The sequence below is a fragment of the Nocardioides sp. GCM10027114 genome (genome assembly GCF_042659625.1).
Taxonomy (GTDB): domain Bacteria; phylum Actinomycetota; class Actinomycetes; order Propionibacteriales; family Nocardioidaceae; genus Nocardioides.
In genome coordinates, this window is sequence record NZ_JBHSSS010000003.1 from 142,947 (window position 1) to 162,069 (window position 19,123).

Genomic DNA, 19,123 nt, shown 5'->3' on the forward strand with positions numbered 1-19,123 from the left:
GCCTCAGCCCCGCTTGGCGTGCGCCGCCAGGGAGGCCGCCACCGAGTGGTCGGGCTCCGGGGCCTGCTCCTGGTGCTCGCGGAGCACCACGACGCTGCGGGTCTCGAGCTTGAGCGCGGCCCCCGCGGCGTAGGCGTCCTCCCGCGACAGCGCGCCGCCGGTGTCGATCACGACGTCCCACGACTCGGCGTACTCCTCGGGCGGCAGCACGACCTCGGTCGGGCCGTCGGCGTTGAAGTACAGCAGGAAGTGGTCGTCGACGATCGTCTGGCCGCGCGGGCCGAGGCCGGCGATGCCGTGGCCGTTGAGGTACATGCCGATGGCCTGCGCCGTGCCGTTGTCCCAGTCCTCCTGCTCCATCGGCCGGCCGTCGAGGTGGAGCCAGACGATGTCGTTGAGCCGGTCGCCGTCGCCGCCGTCGGGGACCCGGACCGAGGTGCCGGTGAAGAACCGCTTGCGCCGGAACGTCGGGTGGTCGTGGCGCAGCTTCACCAGGGCCGCGGTGAACTCGATGAGCGGCTCGTCGGCCTCGTCCCAGTGGACCCAGCTGATCTCGCTGTCCTGGGCGTAGGTGTTGTTGTTGCCGTGCTGGGTGCGACCCATCTCGTCGCCGTGCAGCAGCATCGGCACGCCCTGGCTGAGCAGCAGGGTGGCGAGGATGTTGCGCTGCTCGCGGGCCCGCGCCTCGAGGATCTCGGGGTCGTCGGTCGGGCCCTCGACGCCGTGGTTCCACGAGCGGTTGTGGCTCTCGCCGTCGTTGTTGTCCTCGCCGTTGGCCTCGTTGTGCTTCTCGTTGTAGGAGACGAGGTCGCGCAGCGTGAAGCCGTCGTGGGCGGTGACGAAGTTGATGCTGGCGAACGGCCGGCGGCCGGTGTGCTCGTAGAGGTCGGAGGAGCCGGCGATGCGGCTGGCGAACTCGCCCAGCGACGGCTCGCCCCGCCAGAAGTCGCGCACGGTGTCGCGGTAGGCGCCGTTCCACTCCGTCCACTGCGGCGGGAAGCCGCCCACCTGGTAGCCGCCGGGGCCGATGTCCCACGGCTCGGCGATCAGCTTCACCTGGCTGACGACCGGGTCCTGCTGCACGAGCTCGAAGAACGTCGCCAGCCGGTCGACGTCGTAGAACTCGCGGGCCAGCGTCGCGGCCAGGTCGAACCGGAACCCGTCGACGTGCATCTCGGTCACCCAGTAGCGCAGCGAGTCCATGATCAGCTGCAGCGAGTGGGGGTGCCGGACGTTGAGGGAGTTCCCGGTGCCGGTGTAGTCCATGTAGTAGCGCTTGTCGTCCTCGACGAGCCGGTAGTACGCCGGGTTGTCGATGCCCTTGAAGCTCAGCGTGGGGCCGAGGTGGTTGCCCTCCGCGGTGTGGTTGTAGACCACGTCGAGGATCACCTCGATGCCCGCGGCGTGCATCGCCTTGACCATCGACTTGAACTCCTGGACCTGCTGGCCCTCACGGCCCTTCTGCCGCGACGCGGCGGCGTACTCGGCGTGCGGGGCGAAGAAGCCCAGCGTGTTGTAGCCCCAGTAGTTGCGCAGCCCCTTCTCGAGCAGCGTGCTGTCCTGGACGAACTGGTGCACCGGCATCAGCTCGATCGCGGTGACGCCGAGCCGCTTCAGGTGCTCGGTGATCGCCGGGTGCGCCAGCCCGGCGTACGTGCCCCGCAGCTCCTCGGGCACGTCGGGGTGGAGCTGGGTGAGGCCCTTGACGTGGGCCTCGTAGATGACCGACTCGTTGTAGGGGATGAAGAGCTGGCGGTCGCCCTCCCAGTCGAAGAACGGGTTGATGACGACGCCGTACGTCATGTGCGGCGCGGAGTCCTCGTCGTTGCGGGAGTCGGGGTCGCCGAAGTTGTAGCCGAAGCAGGCCTGGTCCCAGTCGATCTCGCCGCTGGTGGCCTTGGCGTAGGGGTCGAGCAGCAGCTTGTTGGGGTTGCAGCGCAGGCCGTTCTCCGGGTCCCACGGGCCGTGCACGCGGTAGCCGTAGCGCTGGCCGGGCTGGACCGTGGGCAGGTAGCAGTGCCAGACGTGGGCGTCGACCTCCTTCAGCTCCACGCGGGTCTCGGTGACCTTGCCGCGCGGGCCGATGTCGAACAGGCACAGCTCGACGCGGTCGGCGACCTCGCTGAACAGCGCGAAGTTGGTGCCGCTGCCGTCGAACGTCGCCCCCAGCGGGTAGGCCGTCCCGGGCCAGATCTCCACGAAACCCTCCTGATGATCGGTGACCGGGTCGTACCCCACGGTTTGAACGATCAAACCATGTGGGCAGTACTGCGTCCCGGTGGTCCAGCCGACCGCTGTCGGCGGCCGGACGGGAGTGCTGGTCTCACGAGCATGCCAGCACCGGTCCCGTTCCTAGGACGGGGTCATGTCGCTACCTCCGCCGGTCCCGTGGCGGGGCAGCGGCGACGTCGCGGTTTCCCGGCCGGTCCGGATCGGCGACGCTGTGCGAGCGGAGGGGGTGCGGGTGAGTGGGGATCCTGCAATCGGCAGGGTGGCCGCGAGTTTGCACAAGCGGACGGCGGCGGGTGACCTGAGCAACAGCCGCTCTTGACTACTCGTGAGTAGGATTCAGGCATGAAGCGGACGATCTACGACGAGGACCACGAGGCCTTCCGCTCGTCGGTCAAGGAGTTTCTGGACCGCGAGGTGGTGCCCCACGTCGAGGAGCACATCCAGGAGAAGGCGCTGCCGCGGGACTTCTGGCTCGCGGCCGGCAAGCAGGGGTTCCTCGGGCTGGAGATCCCCGAGGAGTACGGCGGCTCCGAGGCGGGCGACTACCGCTTCAACGCCGTGCTCACCGAGGAGCTCGCCAAGGTGAACATGGCGCTGCCCTCCTGCGTGGGCATCCACAGCGACATCGTGGCGCCGTACCTCGTGCACCTGACCAACGACGAGCAGAAGCAGCGGTGGCTGCCCGGGTTCTGCAGCGGTGAGGTCCTCACCGCCATCGGCATGACCGAGCCGTCCGGCGGCTCTGACCTGGCCGCGCTGAAGACCACCGCCGTCAAGGACGGCGACAGCTGGGTGCTGAACGGGTCGAAGACCTTCATCACCAACGGCTACTCGGCGGACCTGGTCGTGGTCGCCGCGCGCACCAGCCCGGAGAAGAAGGCCAAGGGCATCACGCTCTTCGGCGTCGAGGCCGACATGCCTGGCTTCTCGCGCGGCCGCAAGCTCGACAAGGTCGGCCAGGACGAGTCGGACACCGCCGAGCTGTTCTTCGAGGACGTCCGCGTCCCCGACGCCAACATCATCGGTGAGCTCGACCAGGGCTTCATCCACATGATGACGTTCCTGCCGCAGGAGCGGCTGGGGTCGGCGATCACCAACCTCGCCCACGCGGCGCAGATCCTCGACGAGACGCTGCAGTACTGCAAGGACCGCAAGGCGTTCGGGCAGTCCATCGGCCAGTTCCAGCACAACAAGTTCCTGCTGGCCGAGCTCTACACGCAGGTCGAGGTCACCCAGCACTACGTCGACCAGTGCGTCATGGCGCACACCCGCGGCGAGCTGAGCCCGATCGACGCCGCCAAGGCGAAGTGGTGGACCGCGCAGGTGCAGAGCGAGGTGCTCGACCACTGCGTGCAGCTGCACGGTGGCTACGGCTTCATGAACGAGTACCGCGTGGCCCGTGCCTGGCGCGACGCCCGCGTCACGAAGATCTGGGCCGGCTCGAACGAGATCATGAAGGAGCTCATCGGCCGGGACCTGGGTCTGTAACCCTCTCCACGCCAGAGACGAGGCCGCCGGGGATCGCCCCGTGGCCTCGTCTGTCCCACCGCTCGGCCACTCGCCCCGCTTCCAGGGCACTCCAGTGGCCCAGAAGCGGGGCGATCCCCGGATATCCGGGGATCGCGACGCCCCCGCGGCCGAAGCCCAGCCCTGCCTCACCTTCCTTGTCCGGCGCGGACCGGCACACCACGATGGGTCCATGACCGGAGACCCGGGCGCGGTGCACCTGCCGGTGGGGCCGCACGACGACGAGCCGCACACGGAGAGCTTCGGTGCCCGGCTGAACTGGCTGCGGGCGGGGGTGCTCGGCGCCAACGACGGCATCGTCTCGATCGCGGGCCTCGTCATGGGCGTGGCGGGCGCGACGAGCGACCGGACCGCGATTCTGGTCGCCGGCCTGGCGGGTGTGGTGGCCGGCGCGATCAGCATGGCTGCGGGCGAGTACGTCTCGGTGAGCACCCAGCGCGACTCGGAGCGGGCGCTGCTCGACAAGGAGCGCCGCGAGCTGGCCGAGGACCCGCACGACGAGCTCGCGGAGCTCGCAGGCATGTACATGCAGAAGGGGCTCAGCGAGGAGCTGGCCCGCGAGGTGGCGGTCGAGCTCACCGAGCACGACGCGCTCGCCGCCCACGCCGACATCGAGCTCGGCATCGACCCGGGCGACCTCACGAACCCGTGGGCGGCGGCCTGGGCGTCGTTCCTGGCCTTCACGGTCGGCGCGATGCTGCCGCTCCTCACGATCACGCTGGCCTCGGCGACGCTGCGCATCCCGCTCACCGTCGTGTCGGTGGCCGTCGCGCTGGCGCTGACCGGCTGGACCAGCGCCCGGCTCGGCTACGGCCCGACGGGCCGCGCGGTGCTGCGCAACGTGACCGGCGGGCTGGTCGCGATGGGGGTCACGTACGCCGTCGGCTCGGCCGTCGGCACCCAGATCGGCTGACGGCCGGGGGAGTCAGCGCGACGCCGCGACCGGCGCGGGCGCCGTCGAGGAGCGCAGCACCAGCTCGGGCTCGAAGAGGTACTCGTGGGCCGGCACCGGCTCGCCCTCGATCGCGTCTGCCAGCGCCGCCACCGCGGCCAGGCCGATCGCGGCGACCGGCTGCCGGATCGTGGTGAGCGGCGGGTCGATGAAGCGCAGCAGCCGCGAGTCGTCGAAGCCGATGACGGAGACGTCGTCGGGTACGGAGCGGCCCGCCTCGCGGACCGCCTGGACCGCGCCCAGCGCCATCAGGTCCGACCCGCAGACGACGGCGGTGGCACCGCGCTCGACCAGCTCCCGGGTCGCGGCGGCCCCGCCCTCGACGCTGAACAGGCTCTCGCTGACCCAGTCCGCGACCTCGGCCTCCTCGAGCCCGAGGGTGCTGCGCAGTGCCGCGACGAAGCCCTCGATCTTGCGCCGCGCCGGCATGTAGCGCCGCTGGCCGATGGCCAGTCCGATGCGCGTGTGCCCGAGCTGGGTGAGATGGGTGACCGCCAGCCGCATGGCCTCGAGGTCGTCGGTGGAGAAGAAGGGGGCGGAGAGGCCGGGCGCGTAGCCGTTGACGAAGGCCACGGGCATGCCGCGCTCGATGAGCGCGTGGTAGCGCTGGTGGTCGGCGCGGGTGTCGGCGTGGCGGCCGGAGACGAAGAGGATGCCGGCGACGCCGTGGTCGAGCAGCGACTCGACGTACTCGTCCTCGGAGATGCCGCCGGGGGACTGGGTGCACAGCACCGGCGTGTAGCGGCGGCTGGCCAGGGCGTCGTCGATGACCTGGGCGAAGGCCGGGAAGATCGGGTTCTCGAGCTCGGGGACCACCAGGCCGACCAGCCCGGAGCTGCGGCGGCGCAGCCGGCTGGGGCGCTCGTAGCCGAGGACGTCGAGCGCGGCCAGCACGTTCTGGCGGGCGGCGTCGCTCACGCCGGGCTTGTCGTTGAGGACCCGGCTCACGGTGGCCTCGCTGACGCCCGCCTGGGCAGCGATGTCGGCGAGGGTGGCCATGCCGCAATCCAACCCTGCAGGTGGGTGAATGTGCAAGCACTCTGCAAGGATCCGGCAACGATGACTGCAAGGGCTTCCATTTCTTGCAATCGCGTTGCTATCTTCCGCGTGACCGTCCTCACTACAAGGAGCATTCATGCGTCGCTTGCTGCCCGCACTCGCCGGCACCGCCGCGCTCGCGCTCACCCTCGCTGCCTGCGGCAGCGACGAGCCGAGCACGCAGAACGACAACCCGGACGCCGCCGAGAGCGTCGACCCCGCCAGCCTCGAGGCCGAGCTGACCTGGTGGGACACGTCCAGCGCCGACACCGAGGCCCCGGTCTACGACGAGCTCATCGCCCAGTTCAACGAGGAGTACCCGAACGTCACGATCGACCACCAGGTCGTTCCGTTCGGTGACGCCCAGAACAAGTTCAAGACGGCCGCCCAGTCCGGCTCCGGCGCTCCCGACATCCTGCGCGCCGAGGTCGCCTGGACCCCCGAGTTCGCCTCGCTCGGCTACCTCTACGCGCTCGACGGCACCGCGCTGCTCGAGGACGCCGACTTCCAGGAGACGCCGCTGTCGAGCAACCAGTTCGACGGCAAGACGTACGGCGTCCCGCAGGTCACCGACACCCTCGGCCTGATGTACAACAAGGAGCTGCTCGAGAAGGCCGGCGTCGAGGTGCCGACCACGTGGGAGGAGCTCGCCGAGATCGCGCCGGCCATCGAGAAGGAGACAGGCGCGAAGGCGATCGCCCTGGGCAGCGGCGGCTACTACCTGTTGCCCTTCATCTACGGCGAGGGCGGCGACCTGGTCGACATCGACTCGCAGTCGATCGTCGTCGACAGCCCGGAGAACGCGAAGGGCATGCAGACCGCCCAGGACCTCGTCGAGAGCGGCGCCTCGCCCAAGCCGGTCGCCAACGACGCCGACGCCACCGTCCAGACCCTGTTCCGCGAGGGCAAGGTTGCGATGATGATCAACGGCCCGTGGACCGTCTCCGAGGTCGAGAAGGCCCCGGGCTTCGGTGGCCTCGAGAACCTCGGCGTCGCGCCGGTCCCGGCCGGCTCCGGCGAGGCCGGTGCGCCCGTGGGTGGTCACAACTACGTCATCTACTCGGGCATGGACGAGGCCAAGGCCGAGGCGGCCATCGCCTTCGTGAAGTTCATGAGCTCGGCGGAGTCGCAGGCCTACACCGCCGACAAGCTCGGCACCCTGCCGACGCGTGACTCGGCGTACGAGCTGATCTCGAACGAGAAGGTCGCCATGTGGGAGGAGGCCATGAGCGTGGCCCACGCCCGGCCGTGGATCCCCGAGGGCGGTCTCTTCTTCGCCCCCCTCGACGCCATGGGCACCGAGGTCATGGTGCAGGGTGTCGACCCGGCGAAGGCCCTCGAGAAGGCCGCGGACACCTTCAAGTCCGAGGTCGTTCCCGACTACAACGAGTGACGCGACGCCGGGCCCCGGGACCACCCGGGGCCCGGCGCTGCACAGCACGACCCCTGATCGAGTGGAGTGACATGCGCAAGAGCTTCGACAAGCACTGGTACGCCTGGGCGATGGTGCTGCCCACCGTCATCGTGCTCGGCGTGCTGGTCCTGTTCCCGCTCGTGCAGGGGGTGTGGCAGTCCTTCACGAACCTCAACGAGTCGAACCAGCGCGACGAGATCTGTACCAAGACCCTGGGCGGCGGCGAGACCTGCGAGCCCAACCCCGACGCGGCCCGGTTCGTGGGTCTCGACAACTACGTCGCGGTGCTGACCGGTGAGCGCGGCGAGTTCTGGCTGCAGTTCACCAACACCCTGGTGTGGACGGCCTCCTGCGTCGCCTTCCACTTCGGCATCGGCCTCGCACTCGCGATCATGCTGAACCGCAACATGCGCGGCCGCGCCTTCTACCGGGTGGCGCTGATCGTGCCGTGGGCGGTGCCGGCGTTCGTCGCGGCCTTCGCCTGGCGCTTCCTCTTCGACCAGCAGTTCGGTCTGTTCAACGCGCTGCTGCCGGTGATCGGGCTCGACCCGGTCGAGTGGTACGCCAACCGCTGGACCTCGCTGTTCACCGCGATCACGACCAACATCTGGCTCGGCGTGCCGTTCATGATGATCGCCCTGCTCGGCGGGCTGCAGTCCATCTCGCAGGACCTCTACGAGGCCGCCGAGATCGACGGCGCGTCCCCCTGGCAGCGGTTCGTCAACATCACCATGCCCGGGCTGCGACCGGTCAGCTCGACCGTGATCCTCCTCGGGACGATCTGGACCTTCAACATGTTCCCGGTCATCTACTTCGTCACCCGCGGCCAACCCGCGGGGCAGACGGAGATCCTCGTGACGGGCGCGTTCCGGGCGGCGTTCGAGGGCGTGCGCAACTACTCACTGGCAGCGACGTACGGCGTGCTGATCCTGTCGCTGCTCGTCGTCTATGCCGCCGTGTACAAGCGGATGCTCGCCAAGCAGGGAGAGGTGTTCTGATGGCCGAGGTGCTTCCCGCCGAGGCGGTCCGCGAGACCCAGGTCGAGACGAAGCGTCCGTCCCGCCGCCCGGAGGCACGCCGTCCCCGGCCGCGCCGTAGCCGCAGCGTGCTCGCCTCGATCGGCCTCCACGGCGGCCTGATCACCGCGACGTTCGTGGCGCTCTTTCCCGTCGCCTGGGTGGTGCTGAGCTCGTTCAAGCCCGCCTCGGAGATCCGCCGGTCCCAAATCCAGCTCATCGCCGACCCGACGCTGGAGAACTACCGCCGCGTCCTCTTCGAGACCAACTTCGGCTCCTGGTTCGTCAACTCGCTGATCGTCGCCGGCTTCACGATGGTCATCGGCATCACGATGTCGGCCACCGCGGGCTACGCCCTGAGCCGTTTCAACTTCCCCGGCAAGCGCGGGCTGATGTGGGTCTTCCTGCTCACCCAGATGTTCCCGGTCGCCATCCTGATCGTGCCGATCTACACGATCATGGCCAACCTCGGCCTCATCGACACCAAGGCCTCGCTGGTGATCGCCTACTGCACGGTGGCGGTGCCCTTCTGCGCCTGGATGCTGCGCGGCTACTTCAACACCATCCCGCGCGAGCTCGACGAGGCGGCGGCCCTGGACGGGCTCGGCCCGTTCGCGACCTTCTACCGCGTCATCCTCCCGCTGGCCCGGCCCGGCCTCGCGGTGACCGCGTTCTACACGTTCATCACCGCGTGGGGCGAGGTCGCCTACGCCATCGCCTTCATGCAGTCCGACGACAACTACACGCTCGGCGCAGGTCTCCAGCAGTTCGTGCCGCAGTTCCAGCCGCGCTGGGAGCTGCTCACCGCGGGCGCCGTCCTGATCACCATCCCGGCCGCCGTGGTCTTCTTCTTCGCGCAGCGCCACCTGGTCGCCGGGCTCACCGCGGGCAGCACCAAGGGCTGAGCGGAGCGAGCGGCGCACGACGAGGGCGCGCACCCGGCAGACTGTCCGGGTGCGCGCCTTCGTCGCTCTCAGCCCCTCCGAGGAGGCCGTCGAGCACCTCGACGAGTCCCTGTCCGTGCGCCGGGAGGCCGCCCCGTTCCGGTGGGCGCGGCCCGAGCAGTTCCACGTGACGCTCGCCTTCCTCGCCGACGTGGCCGACCGCCGGCTCGACGACCTGCGGGAGCGGCTCGAGCGCGCCGCCCGCCGGCGCACGGCGTTCCCGGTGCGGCTCGCAGGGGGCGGCGCCTTCCCGAACGCCGCCCGCGCCCGGGTGCTGTGGGCCGGCCTCGAGCTCGACGACGACGGCCGCACCGAGCTCACCCGGCTCGCCACCGGGGCCCGCGCGGCCGCGAGCAAGGCGGGGATCGAGGTCGACGGGCAGCGTTTCCGGCCGCACCTCACCCTCGCCCGCCTGGGTCGGCCGCAGGAGGTGTCGAGCTGGGTTCGGCTGCTCGACGCCTACCGCGGTCCCGCCTGGTCGGCCGACCACGTCGACCTCGTCGCGTCGTACCTCGGCGAGGGCCCCGGCGGTCGCCCGCGCTACGAGGTCGTCGACTCCTTCCCCCTCACCCCACGGGGCTGACGCGACCACCGGCTGGGGCGGCGGGCGCGCCGAGGACCGAGATCCCTGTCCCCACGGGCACTTCCGGGCTAGGTTGCGACGCGTGAGGATCGCGGTGGCCAGGGAGACCCGGGACGGCGAGGCGCGCGTGGCGCTGGTGCCGGAGCTGGTCGGCAAGCTCGTCGAGCTCGGCTACGAGGTGGCGGTGCAGCCCGGCGCGGGCGGGCACGCGCTGCTCGCCGACGAGGAGTACGCCGAGGCCGGCGCGCTGCTCGACGAGGACGCGCTGCAGGACAGCGACCTCGTCGTGTCGGTGCAGCCGCTGCCACCTGACACGGTGCGCAAGCTGGCGGCCGGCACCGCCACCATCTCGTTCCTCCCCACCAACCAGGAGCAGGCGCTGGTCGCCGACCTGCGCGACGGCGGCCTCACGTCGTTCGCGATGGAGCTGGTGCCGCGCATCTCCCGGGCCCAGTCGATGGACGCGCTGTCGTCGCAGGCGCTGGTCTCCGGTTACCGCTGCGCCATCGTCGCGGCCGGCATGCTGCGCCGGTTCTTCCCGCTCAGCATGACCGCCGCCGGCACCGTCCAGCCCGCCCAGGTCGTGGTGCTCGGCGCCGGCGTCGCCGGGCTGCAGGCCATCGCCACCGCCAAGCGGCTCGGCGCCGTCGTCAAGGCGTACGACGTCCGCGCGGCCGCGGCGGAGGAGATCCGGTCGATGGGGGCGCAGGCGATCGAGCTCGACCTCGAGACCCTCGAGGGGGCCGGCGGCTACGCCCGCGAGATGACCGAGGACCGGGCCGCGCGGCAGCGCGAGCTGCTCACGCCGTACATCGCTGCGGCCGATGCCCTGATCACCACCGCGGCCGTCCCGGGGCGTCCCGCCCCGCTGCTGGTGACCGCGGAGATGGTGGAGCAGATGGGGCCCGGCTCGGTGGTGGTCGACCTGGCCGCCGAGAGCGGCGGCAACGTCGAGGGCGCGGTCCCGGGCGAGGTGGTCCGGGTCGGCAACGCCACGGTGTGGGGCGGGCGCAACGTGCCGTCGCAGATGCCCGGCCCGGCGTCCCGGCTCTACGCCCAGAACGTCGTCAACCTCGTCACCCTGATGACCCGCCCGGCCACCGAGGAGGAGCCCGCCGCGTTCGCGCCGGACTTCGCCGACGAGATCGTGGCCGGCTGCTGCGTCACCCACGACGGCGCGATCCACCACGCCCCCACCCGCGAGGCCCTCGAGGGGAGCCAGCATGAGTGAACCGATGGTCTGGCTGACCATCTTCGTCCTCAGCGTCTTCGTCGGGGTCGAGGTGATCTCCAAGGTCTCCTCGACCCTGCACACGCCGCTGATGTCCGGCGCCAACGCCATCCACGGGATCATCCTGCTCGGCGCGATCATCGTGACCGGCCAGACCGAGAGCACCCTCGCCCTCGTCGTCGGCCTGGTCGCGATCGTGCTCGCGGCGGTGAACATGGTGGGCGGCTTCGTGGTGACCGACCGGATGCTGCAGATGTTCACGCGGAAGAAGAAGCCTGCGGCGGCCAGTGAGGGCGCCGGCGCGAAGGCCGGGGGTGCCGCGTGATCCCCACCTGGGTGCAGCTGGCCTACCTCGCCTGCGCCGTCGCGTTCATCCTCGCCCTCAAGGGACTGTCCGGGCCGCGGACCGCCCGCGCCGGCAACCTGGTCGGCGCCGTGGCCGCCGGCATCGCGGTCGTGCTGCCGTTCCTCTACCTCGACCTCGAGCACGTCGGCCTGATGGTCGGCGCCATCGCCGTCGGCAGCGTCGGCGGCGCCGTGGGTGCGCAGAAGGTCCAGATGACCCAGATGCCGCAGATGGTGGCGCTGTTCAACGGCGTCGGCGGCGGGGCGGCGGCGCTGGTCGCGCTGCTGGAGCTGGCCGAGTTCGTCGACCACGAGCCCGGCCTCTTCGCGCTCGCCGCGACGGCGTTCACGATCGTCGTCGGCTCCGGTGCGTTCTCCGGGTCGGTGGTCACCTTCGCGAAGCTGCAGGAGCTGATGACCTCGCGGCCGGTGGTCTTTCCCGGCCTGCCGATCGCGTTCGGCCTCGGCCTGCTGGCGGCGCTGACCCTGTCGGTGACCACGGTGACCTCGCCGGCCATGACGGTCGGCGTGGTGCTCGGCCTGCTGGGGCTGGCGCTCGGCGTGCTGCTGGTGCTGCCCGTCGGCGGCGCCGACGTGCCGATCGTCATCAGCCTGCTCAACGCCGGCACCGGCCTCGCCGTCGCCACCAGCGGCTACATCCTCGAGAACACCCTGCTCCTCGTCGGCGGCACCCTCGTCGGCGCGAGCGGCACCTTCCTCACCCTGCTCATGGCGCGGGCCATGGGCCGCTCGGTCGCCAACATCCTCTTCGGCGCCCTCAAGGGCGGCTCCACGCTCGGCGCCGGGGAGGCGTCCGACCGGCCGGTGCGCTCGGCCGGGCCGACCGACGTCGGCATCCTGCTGGGGTACGCCGACCGCGTGATCATCGTGCCCGGCTACGGCCTGGCCGTGGCCCAGGCGCAGCACACGCTGCGCGAGCTGGTCGACGTGATGATCGAGCGCGGCACCCGCGTCGACTACGCGATCCACCCGGTCGCCGGCCGGATGCCCGGCCACATGAACGTGCTGCTCGCCGAGGCGCAGGTGCCCTACGAGCAGCTCGTCGAGATGGACGACATCAACAGCGACTTCAAGGACGCCGACGTGGTGCTGGTGGTGGGCGCCAACGACGTGGTGAACCCGGCCGCCAAGACGACGCCGGGCGCCCCCATCTACGGCATGCCGATCCTCAACGCCGACGAGGGCAAGCAGATCGTCTTCATGAAGCGGTCGATGCGCCCCGGCTTCGCCGGCATCGAGAACGAGCTGCTCTTCGACCCGAAGACGACGCTGCTCTTCGGCGACGCCAAGGAGACGATGGGCAAGCTGCTCAACGCCGTGAAGGCGCTGTAGCGGCCAGCCCGGGCCGGATCAGCCCTGCGCGACGCCGTACAGCCGGTCGCCCGCGTCGCCGAGGCCCGGGACGATGTAGCCCTTCTCGTTGAGCTTGTCGTCCATCGCCGCGGTCACGATGGTGACGGGGACGTCGAGGCCCTCGAGGTCCTTCTCGAGCCGGGCGCAGCCCTCGGGGGCGGCGAGCAGGCAGATCGCGGTGATGTCGTCGGCGCCGCGGTCGGTGAGGAAGCGGATCGCCGCGGCGAGGGTGCCGCCGGTGGCCAGCATCGGGTCGAGCACGTAGCACTGGCGGCCGGACAGGTCGTCGGGCAGCCGCTCGGCGTACGTCGACGCCTCGAGGGTCTCCTCGTTGCGGACCATGCCGAGGAAGCCGACCTCGGCCGTCGGCAGCAGTCGCACCATGCCGTCGAGCATGCCGAGCCCGGCGCGCAGGATCGGCACGACCAGCGGGCGCGGCCGGGCCAGCTCGACGCCGGTCGTGGGAGCCACAGGGGTGCGGATCTCCTTGGGCGCCACGCGGACGTCGCGGGTGGCCTCGTAGGCCAGCAGCGTGACGAGCTCGTCGGCGAGCCGGCGGAAGGTCGGCGAGTCGGTCGTCTCGTCCCGGAGGGCGGTGAGCTTGTGGGAGACGAGCGGGTGGTCGACGACGTGGGTGCGCATGGGCCGAACCCTAGTGCAGCGCGCGCCCCGTGCCCGGATCGGCGACGGGCAAACGGTTGGCCCGGGACGGTGGCGTCTGCCACTCTGGAACCGCACCCCGGGGCCTGCCCACGCGATCGGAGGAGACGCCATGGCCGACCAGCTCGACGGCGTGGACTTCGCGCTGGCCGCCTACCGGGAGGAGGGGGTCTGGCAGGTCCAGGAGCTCGCCCACGACGTCATCGAGGACATCGAGACCCTCGCCCATGCGCTGCGGCGCTTCCCCGGCGACGGCGGCGCGCTCGGGATGGTGGCCATCGACGAGGACTTCTTCGTGCTCGTCCGGGTGGCCGGCTCCAGCACCCGCGTGCTGCTCTCCGACGTCACCGCCGCCGACGAGTGGGAGCTCGCCAGGTCGGCGGTGGAGTTCCTCGGGCTGCCGATGCCCGAGGAGGACGACGAGCAGGTGCCCGCCGGCGACCTCGACCTCCTCGGCGACCTCGGGATGCACGCCATGGACATGGGCGTGCTGCTCGACGACGTCGAGCTCTACCCCGACGAGATGCTCTCCGACGTGGCCCGCCGGCTCGGCTTCGGCCCGCTCTTCGACGAGGCCGTCGGCCTCGCCTCCGCCTGAGTCCGCCGCCATGCGACCGACGTACGACGCGTGGATGCGCGCCGCCCTCGACGAGGCGCGCGCCGCCCTGGCGACCGGTGACGTGCCGATCGGTGCGGTGGTCGTCGACGAGGCCGGCGAGGTGGTCGGGCGCGGCCGGAACGTCCGCGAGGCCGAGGCCGACCCCACCGGGCACGCCGAGGTGGTCGCGCTCCGCGAGGCCGCGAAGGCGCGCGGCGAGTGGCGGCTGACCGGCTGCACCCTGGTGGTCACCCTCGAGCCGTGCACGATGTGCGCCGGCGCCGCCGTGCTGTCGCGGGTCGACCGGGTCGTCTTCGGCGCCTTCGACGACAAGGCCGGGGCCGTGGGGTCGCTGTGGGACGTCGTCCGCGACCGTCGCCTCAACCACCGGCCGGAGGTGCTTTCGGGGGTGCTGGCCGACGAGTCGACCGCCCTGCTGGAGGAGTTCTTCCGCGGTCACCGCTGACCTCTCCGCCCGCCGTGTCGCCGGCCGGGCGCTCCCGGTCCCCGGATTTCGGCTCGCCGAGGCGCTCCGGTAACCTTCGGCGCGGTGGCGTGTCCGAGCGGCCTAAGGAGAACGCCTCGAAAGCGTTTGTGGGTGCAAGCCCACCGAGGGTTCAAATCCCTCCGCCACCGCCAGGGGGTACAGACGAAAATCTGTAACCCGAGAGACGAAAGTCCCAGCGACGCCGTCTCGTGGCCCGGAAACGGGTTCACGGGGCGGCGTTGTTGCGTTCCGGGGCATCCCGCAGCCAGCCCGACCGGCCGCTACCGGGCTGTCAGGTGGTGTGCGGGGCCGGAAACGGCGAAGACCCGCCCGAATCCGGGTAGGCCGGTTCGAGCGGGCCTGGCGGGTGTGGGTGACCGGTGCGGGTCAGGCGGTTTCTTCGGTGTCGGGGTCCGACGCGTCGTAGTCGGGGTCGCCCCGGGTGCCCTTGGTGCCGGGTGGGAGGTGACTGGTGGCGTGTTCGCCCTTGCGGCGGCGGCGGGGCACGTAGAGGTCGTCGTTGCTGTCGCGCAGCGCGTTGCGGAGGAAGACGCGGACCTTGCGGATGCCTGCGGCGGCGAGGAGGAACGCGGCGAACACGGATTGGGCGGCACGGCCCATGATGCGGCGCTTGCCGGGGGTGCCGAGCGCTTCGTAGGCGTCGTCCTTGGCGAACCCGTGCAGACCCTCCTGTGCCTGCCGGAGCGCGTTGTAGGTGTTGGTGTGTTCGGCGGTGCCGAAGATGAGGTCTTGGGTGTAGCGGGCGGCGGCGTGGCGGGACTGGTCTTCGGTGGTGGCGGTGTCGGGGTCGGTGGTGCCGAGCGGGGTGGGGTTGATGGTGACGGAGTCTTGGCGGCACGGCTTGGGCCAGATGCCGTTGGTCTGGGTGGCGGGGTCGGGGATGGCGCGGTCCTTGAGGCGGACGCCGAGGACGGGGCCGCCGATGAAGGGGTTCTGCTTCGACTTGTCCTTGTTCTCGCAGATGACGGAGGGGTGGGTGCCGGAGGCGGCGCAGGACCACCGTTGGGAGCCGGACTTGTTGGTGCCCTTGAAGCGGGCGCGGTAGGTCTCGCGGGCGGCGATGCGCTGCTGGTACTCGGCCAGGGTGATGTCCCCGGCGCGGAAGTGCTTGGTGGCGTTGATGAGTTTGTCGGGGATGCTCGGGCAGTACCAGGTGCCTTCGACCATGAGGAGACCTTCGAGGCTGGTTTGGATGCCGAGGTCGTCGTCGAGGATGGGCAGGACGAGTTGCCAGCCGATGTCGCGGGCTGGGGTGTGGAAGGCGTCGGGGTCGGCGTTGGCGTAGAGGCCGTCTCCGGCGAGGTAGCGGGGCTGGTGTCCCTTGTCGTGGAGGAAGGCCATCATGCGGCGGGCGGCGCCGGAGGGGTCGATGCCGGGCCGGTCGAGGTGCATCACGTAGGGCAGGGCGGGCAGGTACTGGTTGGGGCCGAGGTGGTCGCAGACGGCGACGATGAGGTTGATGTCGTAGGCGTAGAACGCCTTCTTGACCTTGGGGTCGTCGCCTTCGGCGTGGTCGCCGGTGCGCACGTAGTACCCGGCGTCGGGGTCGGTGGAGGCGTTGAGGTCGTCGACGCGGCGGCCCCGGGCGTGGATGCGGAGCGGGGTGGCGTCCATCCCGGCGGAGCCCCGGTACTTGCGTTTCACACTGGTCGGGAGCAGGTCGTAGGGGGTTTGCAGGACGGAGTTGCAGAACACCGACAGGGCGGCCTGCCGCTCTTCGATTTCCTCGTCGGTCAAGTGCCGGTCGAGGGTGCGCAGGTCCACCCAGGGCATGGCGCGGCCCTTGGGGTGGATGGAGGGGTCGAGCACGGACAGGAGGCGGTGGAGCGCTTGCCGGACCCGTTTCTGGACCATCCACTGCTGCCTGCGGGCCTCGGTGGCAGTCGCCGGGGCGGGGAGGGGGGTGATGTCGAGGAGCCGCATGGCGGGCGGGTTGAGCCGCCGGTAGAGGGTCTTGGCGACTTCGGAGGCGAGGCAGCCCTTGCCGTCGATGGCGGTCAGCAGCATGCCGACGATGAGCGCCCGGTAGGTCAGCGCGGTCTCGCGGCCCTTCTTCACCTTGGCGGCCTCGACCCGCTGTTCAATGAGTTCGGCCACGTCCGAGTGCCGGATGGCGTCGAAGACGGACTGGACGTCGCGGTCGTCGAACTTGGTGACGAACTCCTCGAACAGCGGGTGCGGCTGGTCGGCTCCGACGGCGTCGGGGCCGTTCATCGGGACCGATTCGGCGCGGGCGGCGCGGAGCCGCTGAGCGAGTTCGGTGAGGGTGCCGGTGGTGAACTCTTGGCGGAGCGCGCGACCGGTCTTGGCCGGGTCCACCGGTGGCTTCTTCTTGCCTCCCCGGTTCTTCTGCTTGGGCCGGTGGCCCGGCGACGTTCCGCTCATGCCCGGCCCCGCAGCGCCGCGTAGGCGTCGGCGTCGGACACGTCCGGGAGCAGGGTGAGCAGGTTGTGCAGGTGGTTGGCCTCCGCCATGTCCGCCGCCGCCATCAGCACCTTGAGCGGGGTCCCTGCGGCGAGGTGGTGACATAGCCAGGTGTTGCGCAGCCGCACGTTGTTGAAGTCCACCGGCGGGCGGGCCTTGTGGGCGCGCCGCATCGACTCATCCGCGCTCTGAGGCGACGGGCGGGTGTCACGCCAGGGTGCGAGCACGTAGTGGCCCGGCTTCATCTCGAAGACCAGCGTCGCCAGCCGCTCCTCCCAGTCCCGACGGCAGGCCACGGTCCGGGTGACCCCGGTGAGCGGGTTGGTCACCCGGGCGAGGACGCCGTCGTCGGTGACGGTCACGTCCTCCTTGGTCAGCAGGTACTTCTCGCCCCGGGTCAGGCCGAGGCCGAGGCCGGTGACAATGCTGCCCTGCATCCGCTGCCGACGAGTGAGGGGACGCAGCCCGCGCGTCCACGTCCACAGGTCGGCCTCCTGAGTCGGGGTGAGGGGCTGCACCGGGGCCTCCTGAACCTTGGTGGCGCGCGGCAGCCGCTTCACCGTCGCCCCGTTGAGGTGGTCGGCGATGAGTTCGAGCCGGACGGCGTAGATGCGCGCCGACTCCTTGGTCAGGTGACCGGCCCCGTCCACCCACCGGTACCGGGTCTCCTCACTGAACACGTGCTGCCGGGTCAACGGCTGCCCGGTGTTGTGGACCCACCGGGTGATGCCGGAAACCGCCGCCAGCGACCCGTTCACCCACGATTCGGTGACCGGTGCCGGTGCCACCACCAGGGCGTCGAGGACGGCCTGCTGGGTGAACAGCAGCGGCTCGGGCAGCAGCGGCGGGTGACCCTTGAACCGGTTCACCCGGGCGGCCGCGTGCTGCAACGCCTCGTCGGTGTCGAACGAGTACGGGATGCCCCGGGTCACCATGTCGAGCCACCAGTCAGGGAAGCCGACCGGGTGACGGCACCGCCGACCCTCGGCACAGGCCGCGTAATGGGCCAGCCAGCCGACCGAGGGCCACACGACCTCGACCCCGGTAGGCGGTTCAGGCAGCGGACGCGGAACCGGCCCCGTGTTCGCGACAGGACGGCGCGATTGACGGGCGGGCTGGTCGGACGAATCCGGGACGGCAGGCTCGGCAGAGTCCACGACCCGCAACCTGCGGCTGCGTGCCGGACCCCGCCACGTCGGGCGGTCGGACACCGGTACTCCTGGGTGACATCGGCGACCCAGAAGCGCCTCGTGTTAGGGCACAGACACCGCAGGGTCGTGGTGGAGCGGTACGCCGGAAGACCCGGCGCACCGTCTGAGCCACCACGAGGCGTCACTGCGCATGTCGACAGGAAAGCACACAAACGACCGGCACGTCGAACATTCGTTCGAACTGCGCTCGGCAGGTGTGAGGCGAGCGGGGACACCGCCATCACGGCGGCAAGAAGAAGGTTGTTCATGGGTCCGGCTTTCGACGGCCCGTCCCACCTCTTTCACCCTTGGCCACACCGAATGTGGCCAACGGCCACATGCAAGGAGCAGGCCGCGTCGCCGCCCGTCGCCACGTCCCATGTGGTCATACCGTCACCCGGTGCCCAGGCGACCAAAGGTGGAAGCGAACGTGATTCGCGGACCCCGGAAGTACCTGCGCTACCCCGAACAGTTCGGCGTAGTCGACCCACCCCAGCCAGCCCGACTGCCCCCGTCCCAGCAGTACAAGGTCAAGGCGGCACTCCTCCAACACGAAGTGGCCCGCCACGTCAGCGAACAGATGCCCCGCCTCGAAATGAGCCCCGCCGACCTGGCCGCCCGGGTGGGCGTCGGAATCGAACAACTCCGACGCCTGCTCCGAGGCGAATCCGCCATGTCCGCCGAACGCATGCACCAACTCGCCCAAGCCGTCGGCCTCACCATCACCATCACAGTCGAGGCGGAGTGACCAACACGCCCCACCGCCAGCACCACACGATGACCGTGCACCGCTCCTCCGAGCCCCTCCTGTCCCGGCACGCCACGCTCTCCTGCTGCGACGGCGCCGACACGCACCTCACCCTCGTCTGGCGCAACGCACCCTCCGCGTACCTGCCACCTGAAAGCCCCGGCGCGCTAGAACGCGTCCTCGCACATGTCACCCTCGGGCACAGCGACGCGCACACCGCCCACGTAGCGGAGACGGCCCGTGCACTTGTCGGCCTGAACGGCGACGCCCTCGACTGCCTCAACATCCTGAACGAGCAACTCGACTACCTGACCGTGGAGTACCGCGACTTCTAAGCCA

The 19,123-nt window shown here is 70.6% G+C and carries 18 protein-coding genes and 1 tRNA gene; 14 read left to right on the forward strand and 5 right to left on the reverse strand.

The window, feature by feature from the left end; genetic code table 11:
* Positions 1-3: 3 nt before the first annotated feature.
* Positions 4-2,199: a glycogen debranching protein GlgX gene (gene glgX / locus ACFP2E_RS02890; RefSeq protein WP_378522359.1), complete on the reverse strand. Its 2,196-nt coding sequence runs from the start codon at positions 2,197-2,199 to the stop codon at positions 4-6.
* A gap of 375 nt (positions 2,200-2,574) precedes the next feature.
* Here glgX and ACFP2E_RS02895 point away from each other — a divergent pair, with 375 nt between their 5' ends.
* Together ACFP2E_RS02895 and ACFP2E_RS02900 are read left to right on the forward strand one after the other, a co-directional pair.
* Positions 2,575-3,720, forward strand: coding sequence for an acyl-CoA dehydrogenase family protein (locus ACFP2E_RS02895; protein ID WP_378522360.1), 1,146 nt, complete (start codon positions 2,575-2,577; stop codon positions 3,718-3,720).
* Positions 3,721-3,931: 211 nt separating this feature from the next.
* Positions 3,932-4,672, forward strand: coding sequence for a VIT family protein (locus ACFP2E_RS02900; RefSeq protein ID WP_378522361.1), 741 nt, complete (start codon positions 3,932-3,934; stop codon positions 4,670-4,672).
* A gap of 12 nt (positions 4,673-4,684) precedes the next feature.
* Here ACFP2E_RS02900 and ACFP2E_RS02905 read toward each other — a convergent pair whose 3' ends face one another.
* Positions 4,685-5,710: a LacI family DNA-binding transcriptional regulator gene (locus ACFP2E_RS02905; protein WP_378522362.1), complete on the reverse strand. Its 1,026-nt coding sequence runs from the start codon at positions 5,708-5,710 to the stop codon at positions 4,685-4,687.
* Between the two features lie 136 nt (positions 5,711-5,846).
* Here ACFP2E_RS02905 and ACFP2E_RS02910 point away from each other — a divergent pair, with 136 nt between their 5' ends.
* The 7 genes from ACFP2E_RS02910 to ACFP2E_RS02940 all read left to right on the forward strand — a co-directional run bounded on the left by ACFP2E_RS02910 (position 5,847) and on the right by ACFP2E_RS02940 (position 12,635).
* Entirely contained in the window at positions 5,847-7,142 is a 1,296-nt protein-coding gene (locus tag ACFP2E_RS02910) for an extracellular solute-binding protein (RefSeq protein ID WP_378522363.1), read from the forward strand.
* A 71-nt stretch (positions 7,143-7,213) separates the two neighbouring features.
* Entirely contained in the window at positions 7,214-8,161 is a 948-nt protein-coding gene (locus ACFP2E_RS02915) for a carbohydrate ABC transporter permease (protein WP_378522364.1), read from the forward strand.
* Complete coding sequence (locus ACFP2E_RS02920) at positions 8,161-9,084, forward strand: sugar ABC transporter permease (RefSeq protein WP_378522365.1); 924 nt, start codon at positions 8,161-8,163, stop codon at positions 9,082-9,084. The genes ACFP2E_RS02915 and ACFP2E_RS02920 overlap by 1 nt, the downstream gene beginning before the upstream one ends.
* Positions 9,085-9,133: 49 nt before the next feature.
* Entirely contained in the window at positions 9,134-9,706 is a 573-nt protein-coding gene (gene thpR, locus ACFP2E_RS02925) for an RNA 2',3'-cyclic phosphodiesterase (protein ID WP_378522366.1), read from the forward strand.
* Between the two features lie 82 nt (positions 9,707-9,788).
* Positions 9,789-10,937 carry an NAD(P) transhydrogenase subunit alpha gene (locus tag ACFP2E_RS02930; RefSeq protein WP_378522367.1) on the forward strand — a complete coding sequence of 383 codons (1,149 nt, stop codon included), beginning with the start codon at positions 9,789-9,791 and terminating at the stop codon, positions 10,935-10,937.
* Positions 10,930-11,262, forward strand: coding sequence for an NAD(P) transhydrogenase subunit alpha (locus ACFP2E_RS02935; protein ID WP_378522368.1), 333 nt, complete (start codon positions 10,930-10,932; stop codon positions 11,260-11,262). Before ACFP2E_RS02930 ends, ACFP2E_RS02935 begins: the two co-directional genes overlap by 8 nt.
* Entirely contained in the window at positions 11,259-12,635 is a 1,377-nt protein-coding gene (locus ACFP2E_RS02940) for an NAD(P)(+) transhydrogenase (Re/Si-specific) subunit beta (protein ID WP_378522369.1), read from the forward strand. Before ACFP2E_RS02935 ends, ACFP2E_RS02940 begins: the two co-directional genes overlap by 4 nt.
* A gap of 18 nt (positions 12,636-12,653) precedes the next feature.
* Here the strand turns inward: ACFP2E_RS02940 and upp are convergent, their stop codons facing one another.
* Positions 12,654-13,298 carry a uracil phosphoribosyltransferase gene (gene upp / locus ACFP2E_RS02945; protein WP_378522370.1) on the reverse strand — a complete coding sequence of 215 codons (645 nt, stop codon included), beginning with the start codon at positions 13,296-13,298 and terminating at the stop codon, positions 12,654-12,656.
* Between the two features lie 130 nt (positions 13,299-13,428).
* Here upp and ACFP2E_RS02950 point away from each other — a divergent pair, with 130 nt between their 5' ends.
* From ACFP2E_RS02950 to ACFP2E_RS02960, 3 genes are all read left to right on the forward strand, one after another.
* Complete coding sequence (locus ACFP2E_RS02950) at positions 13,429-13,914, forward strand: tRNA adenosine deaminase-associated protein (RefSeq protein WP_378522371.1); 486 nt, start codon at positions 13,429-13,431, stop codon at positions 13,912-13,914.
* A 34-nt stretch (positions 13,915-13,948) separates the two neighbouring features.
* Positions 13,949-14,380 carry a tRNA adenosine(34) deaminase TadA gene (gene tadA, locus ACFP2E_RS02955; protein ID WP_378522511.1) on the forward strand — a complete coding sequence of 144 codons (432 nt, stop codon included), beginning with the start codon at positions 13,949-13,951 and terminating at the stop codon, positions 14,378-14,380.
* 83 nt (positions 14,381-14,463) lie between these two features.
* A tRNA-Ser gene (locus ACFP2E_RS02960) sits at positions 14,464-14,553 on the forward strand.
* Between the two features lie 235 nt (positions 14,554-14,788).
* On the opposite strand, the gene ACFP2E_RS02965 is transcribed toward ACFP2E_RS02960, so the two are convergent.
* Positions 14,789-16,807, reverse strand: coding sequence for a hypothetical protein (locus ACFP2E_RS02965; RefSeq protein ID WP_378522372.1), 2,019 nt, complete (start codon positions 16,805-16,807; stop codon positions 14,789-14,791).
* Positions 16,804-17,778, reverse strand: coding sequence for a hypothetical protein (locus ACFP2E_RS02970; protein ID WP_378522373.1), 975 nt, complete (start codon positions 17,776-17,778; stop codon positions 16,804-16,806). Before ACFP2E_RS02970 ends, ACFP2E_RS02965 begins: the two co-directional genes overlap by 4 nt.
* A gap of 676 nt (positions 17,779-18,454) precedes the next feature.
* Between ACFP2E_RS02970 and ACFP2E_RS02975 the strand changes: the two genes are divergently transcribed.
* Together ACFP2E_RS02975 and ACFP2E_RS02980 are read left to right on the forward strand one after the other, a co-directional pair.
* A complete protein-coding gene (locus tag ACFP2E_RS02975; RefSeq protein WP_378522374.1) occupies positions 18,455-18,784 on the forward strand; it encodes a helix-turn-helix domain-containing protein in 330 nt (109 codons plus the stop codon).
* Positions 18,781-19,119, forward strand: a complete 339-nt coding sequence (locus ACFP2E_RS02980; RefSeq protein ID WP_378522375.1) for a hypothetical protein — start codon at positions 18,781-18,783, stop codon at positions 19,117-19,119. Before ACFP2E_RS02975 ends, ACFP2E_RS02980 begins: the two co-directional genes overlap by 4 nt.
* The last annotated feature ends 4 nt before the right edge of the window (positions 19,120-19,123 follow it).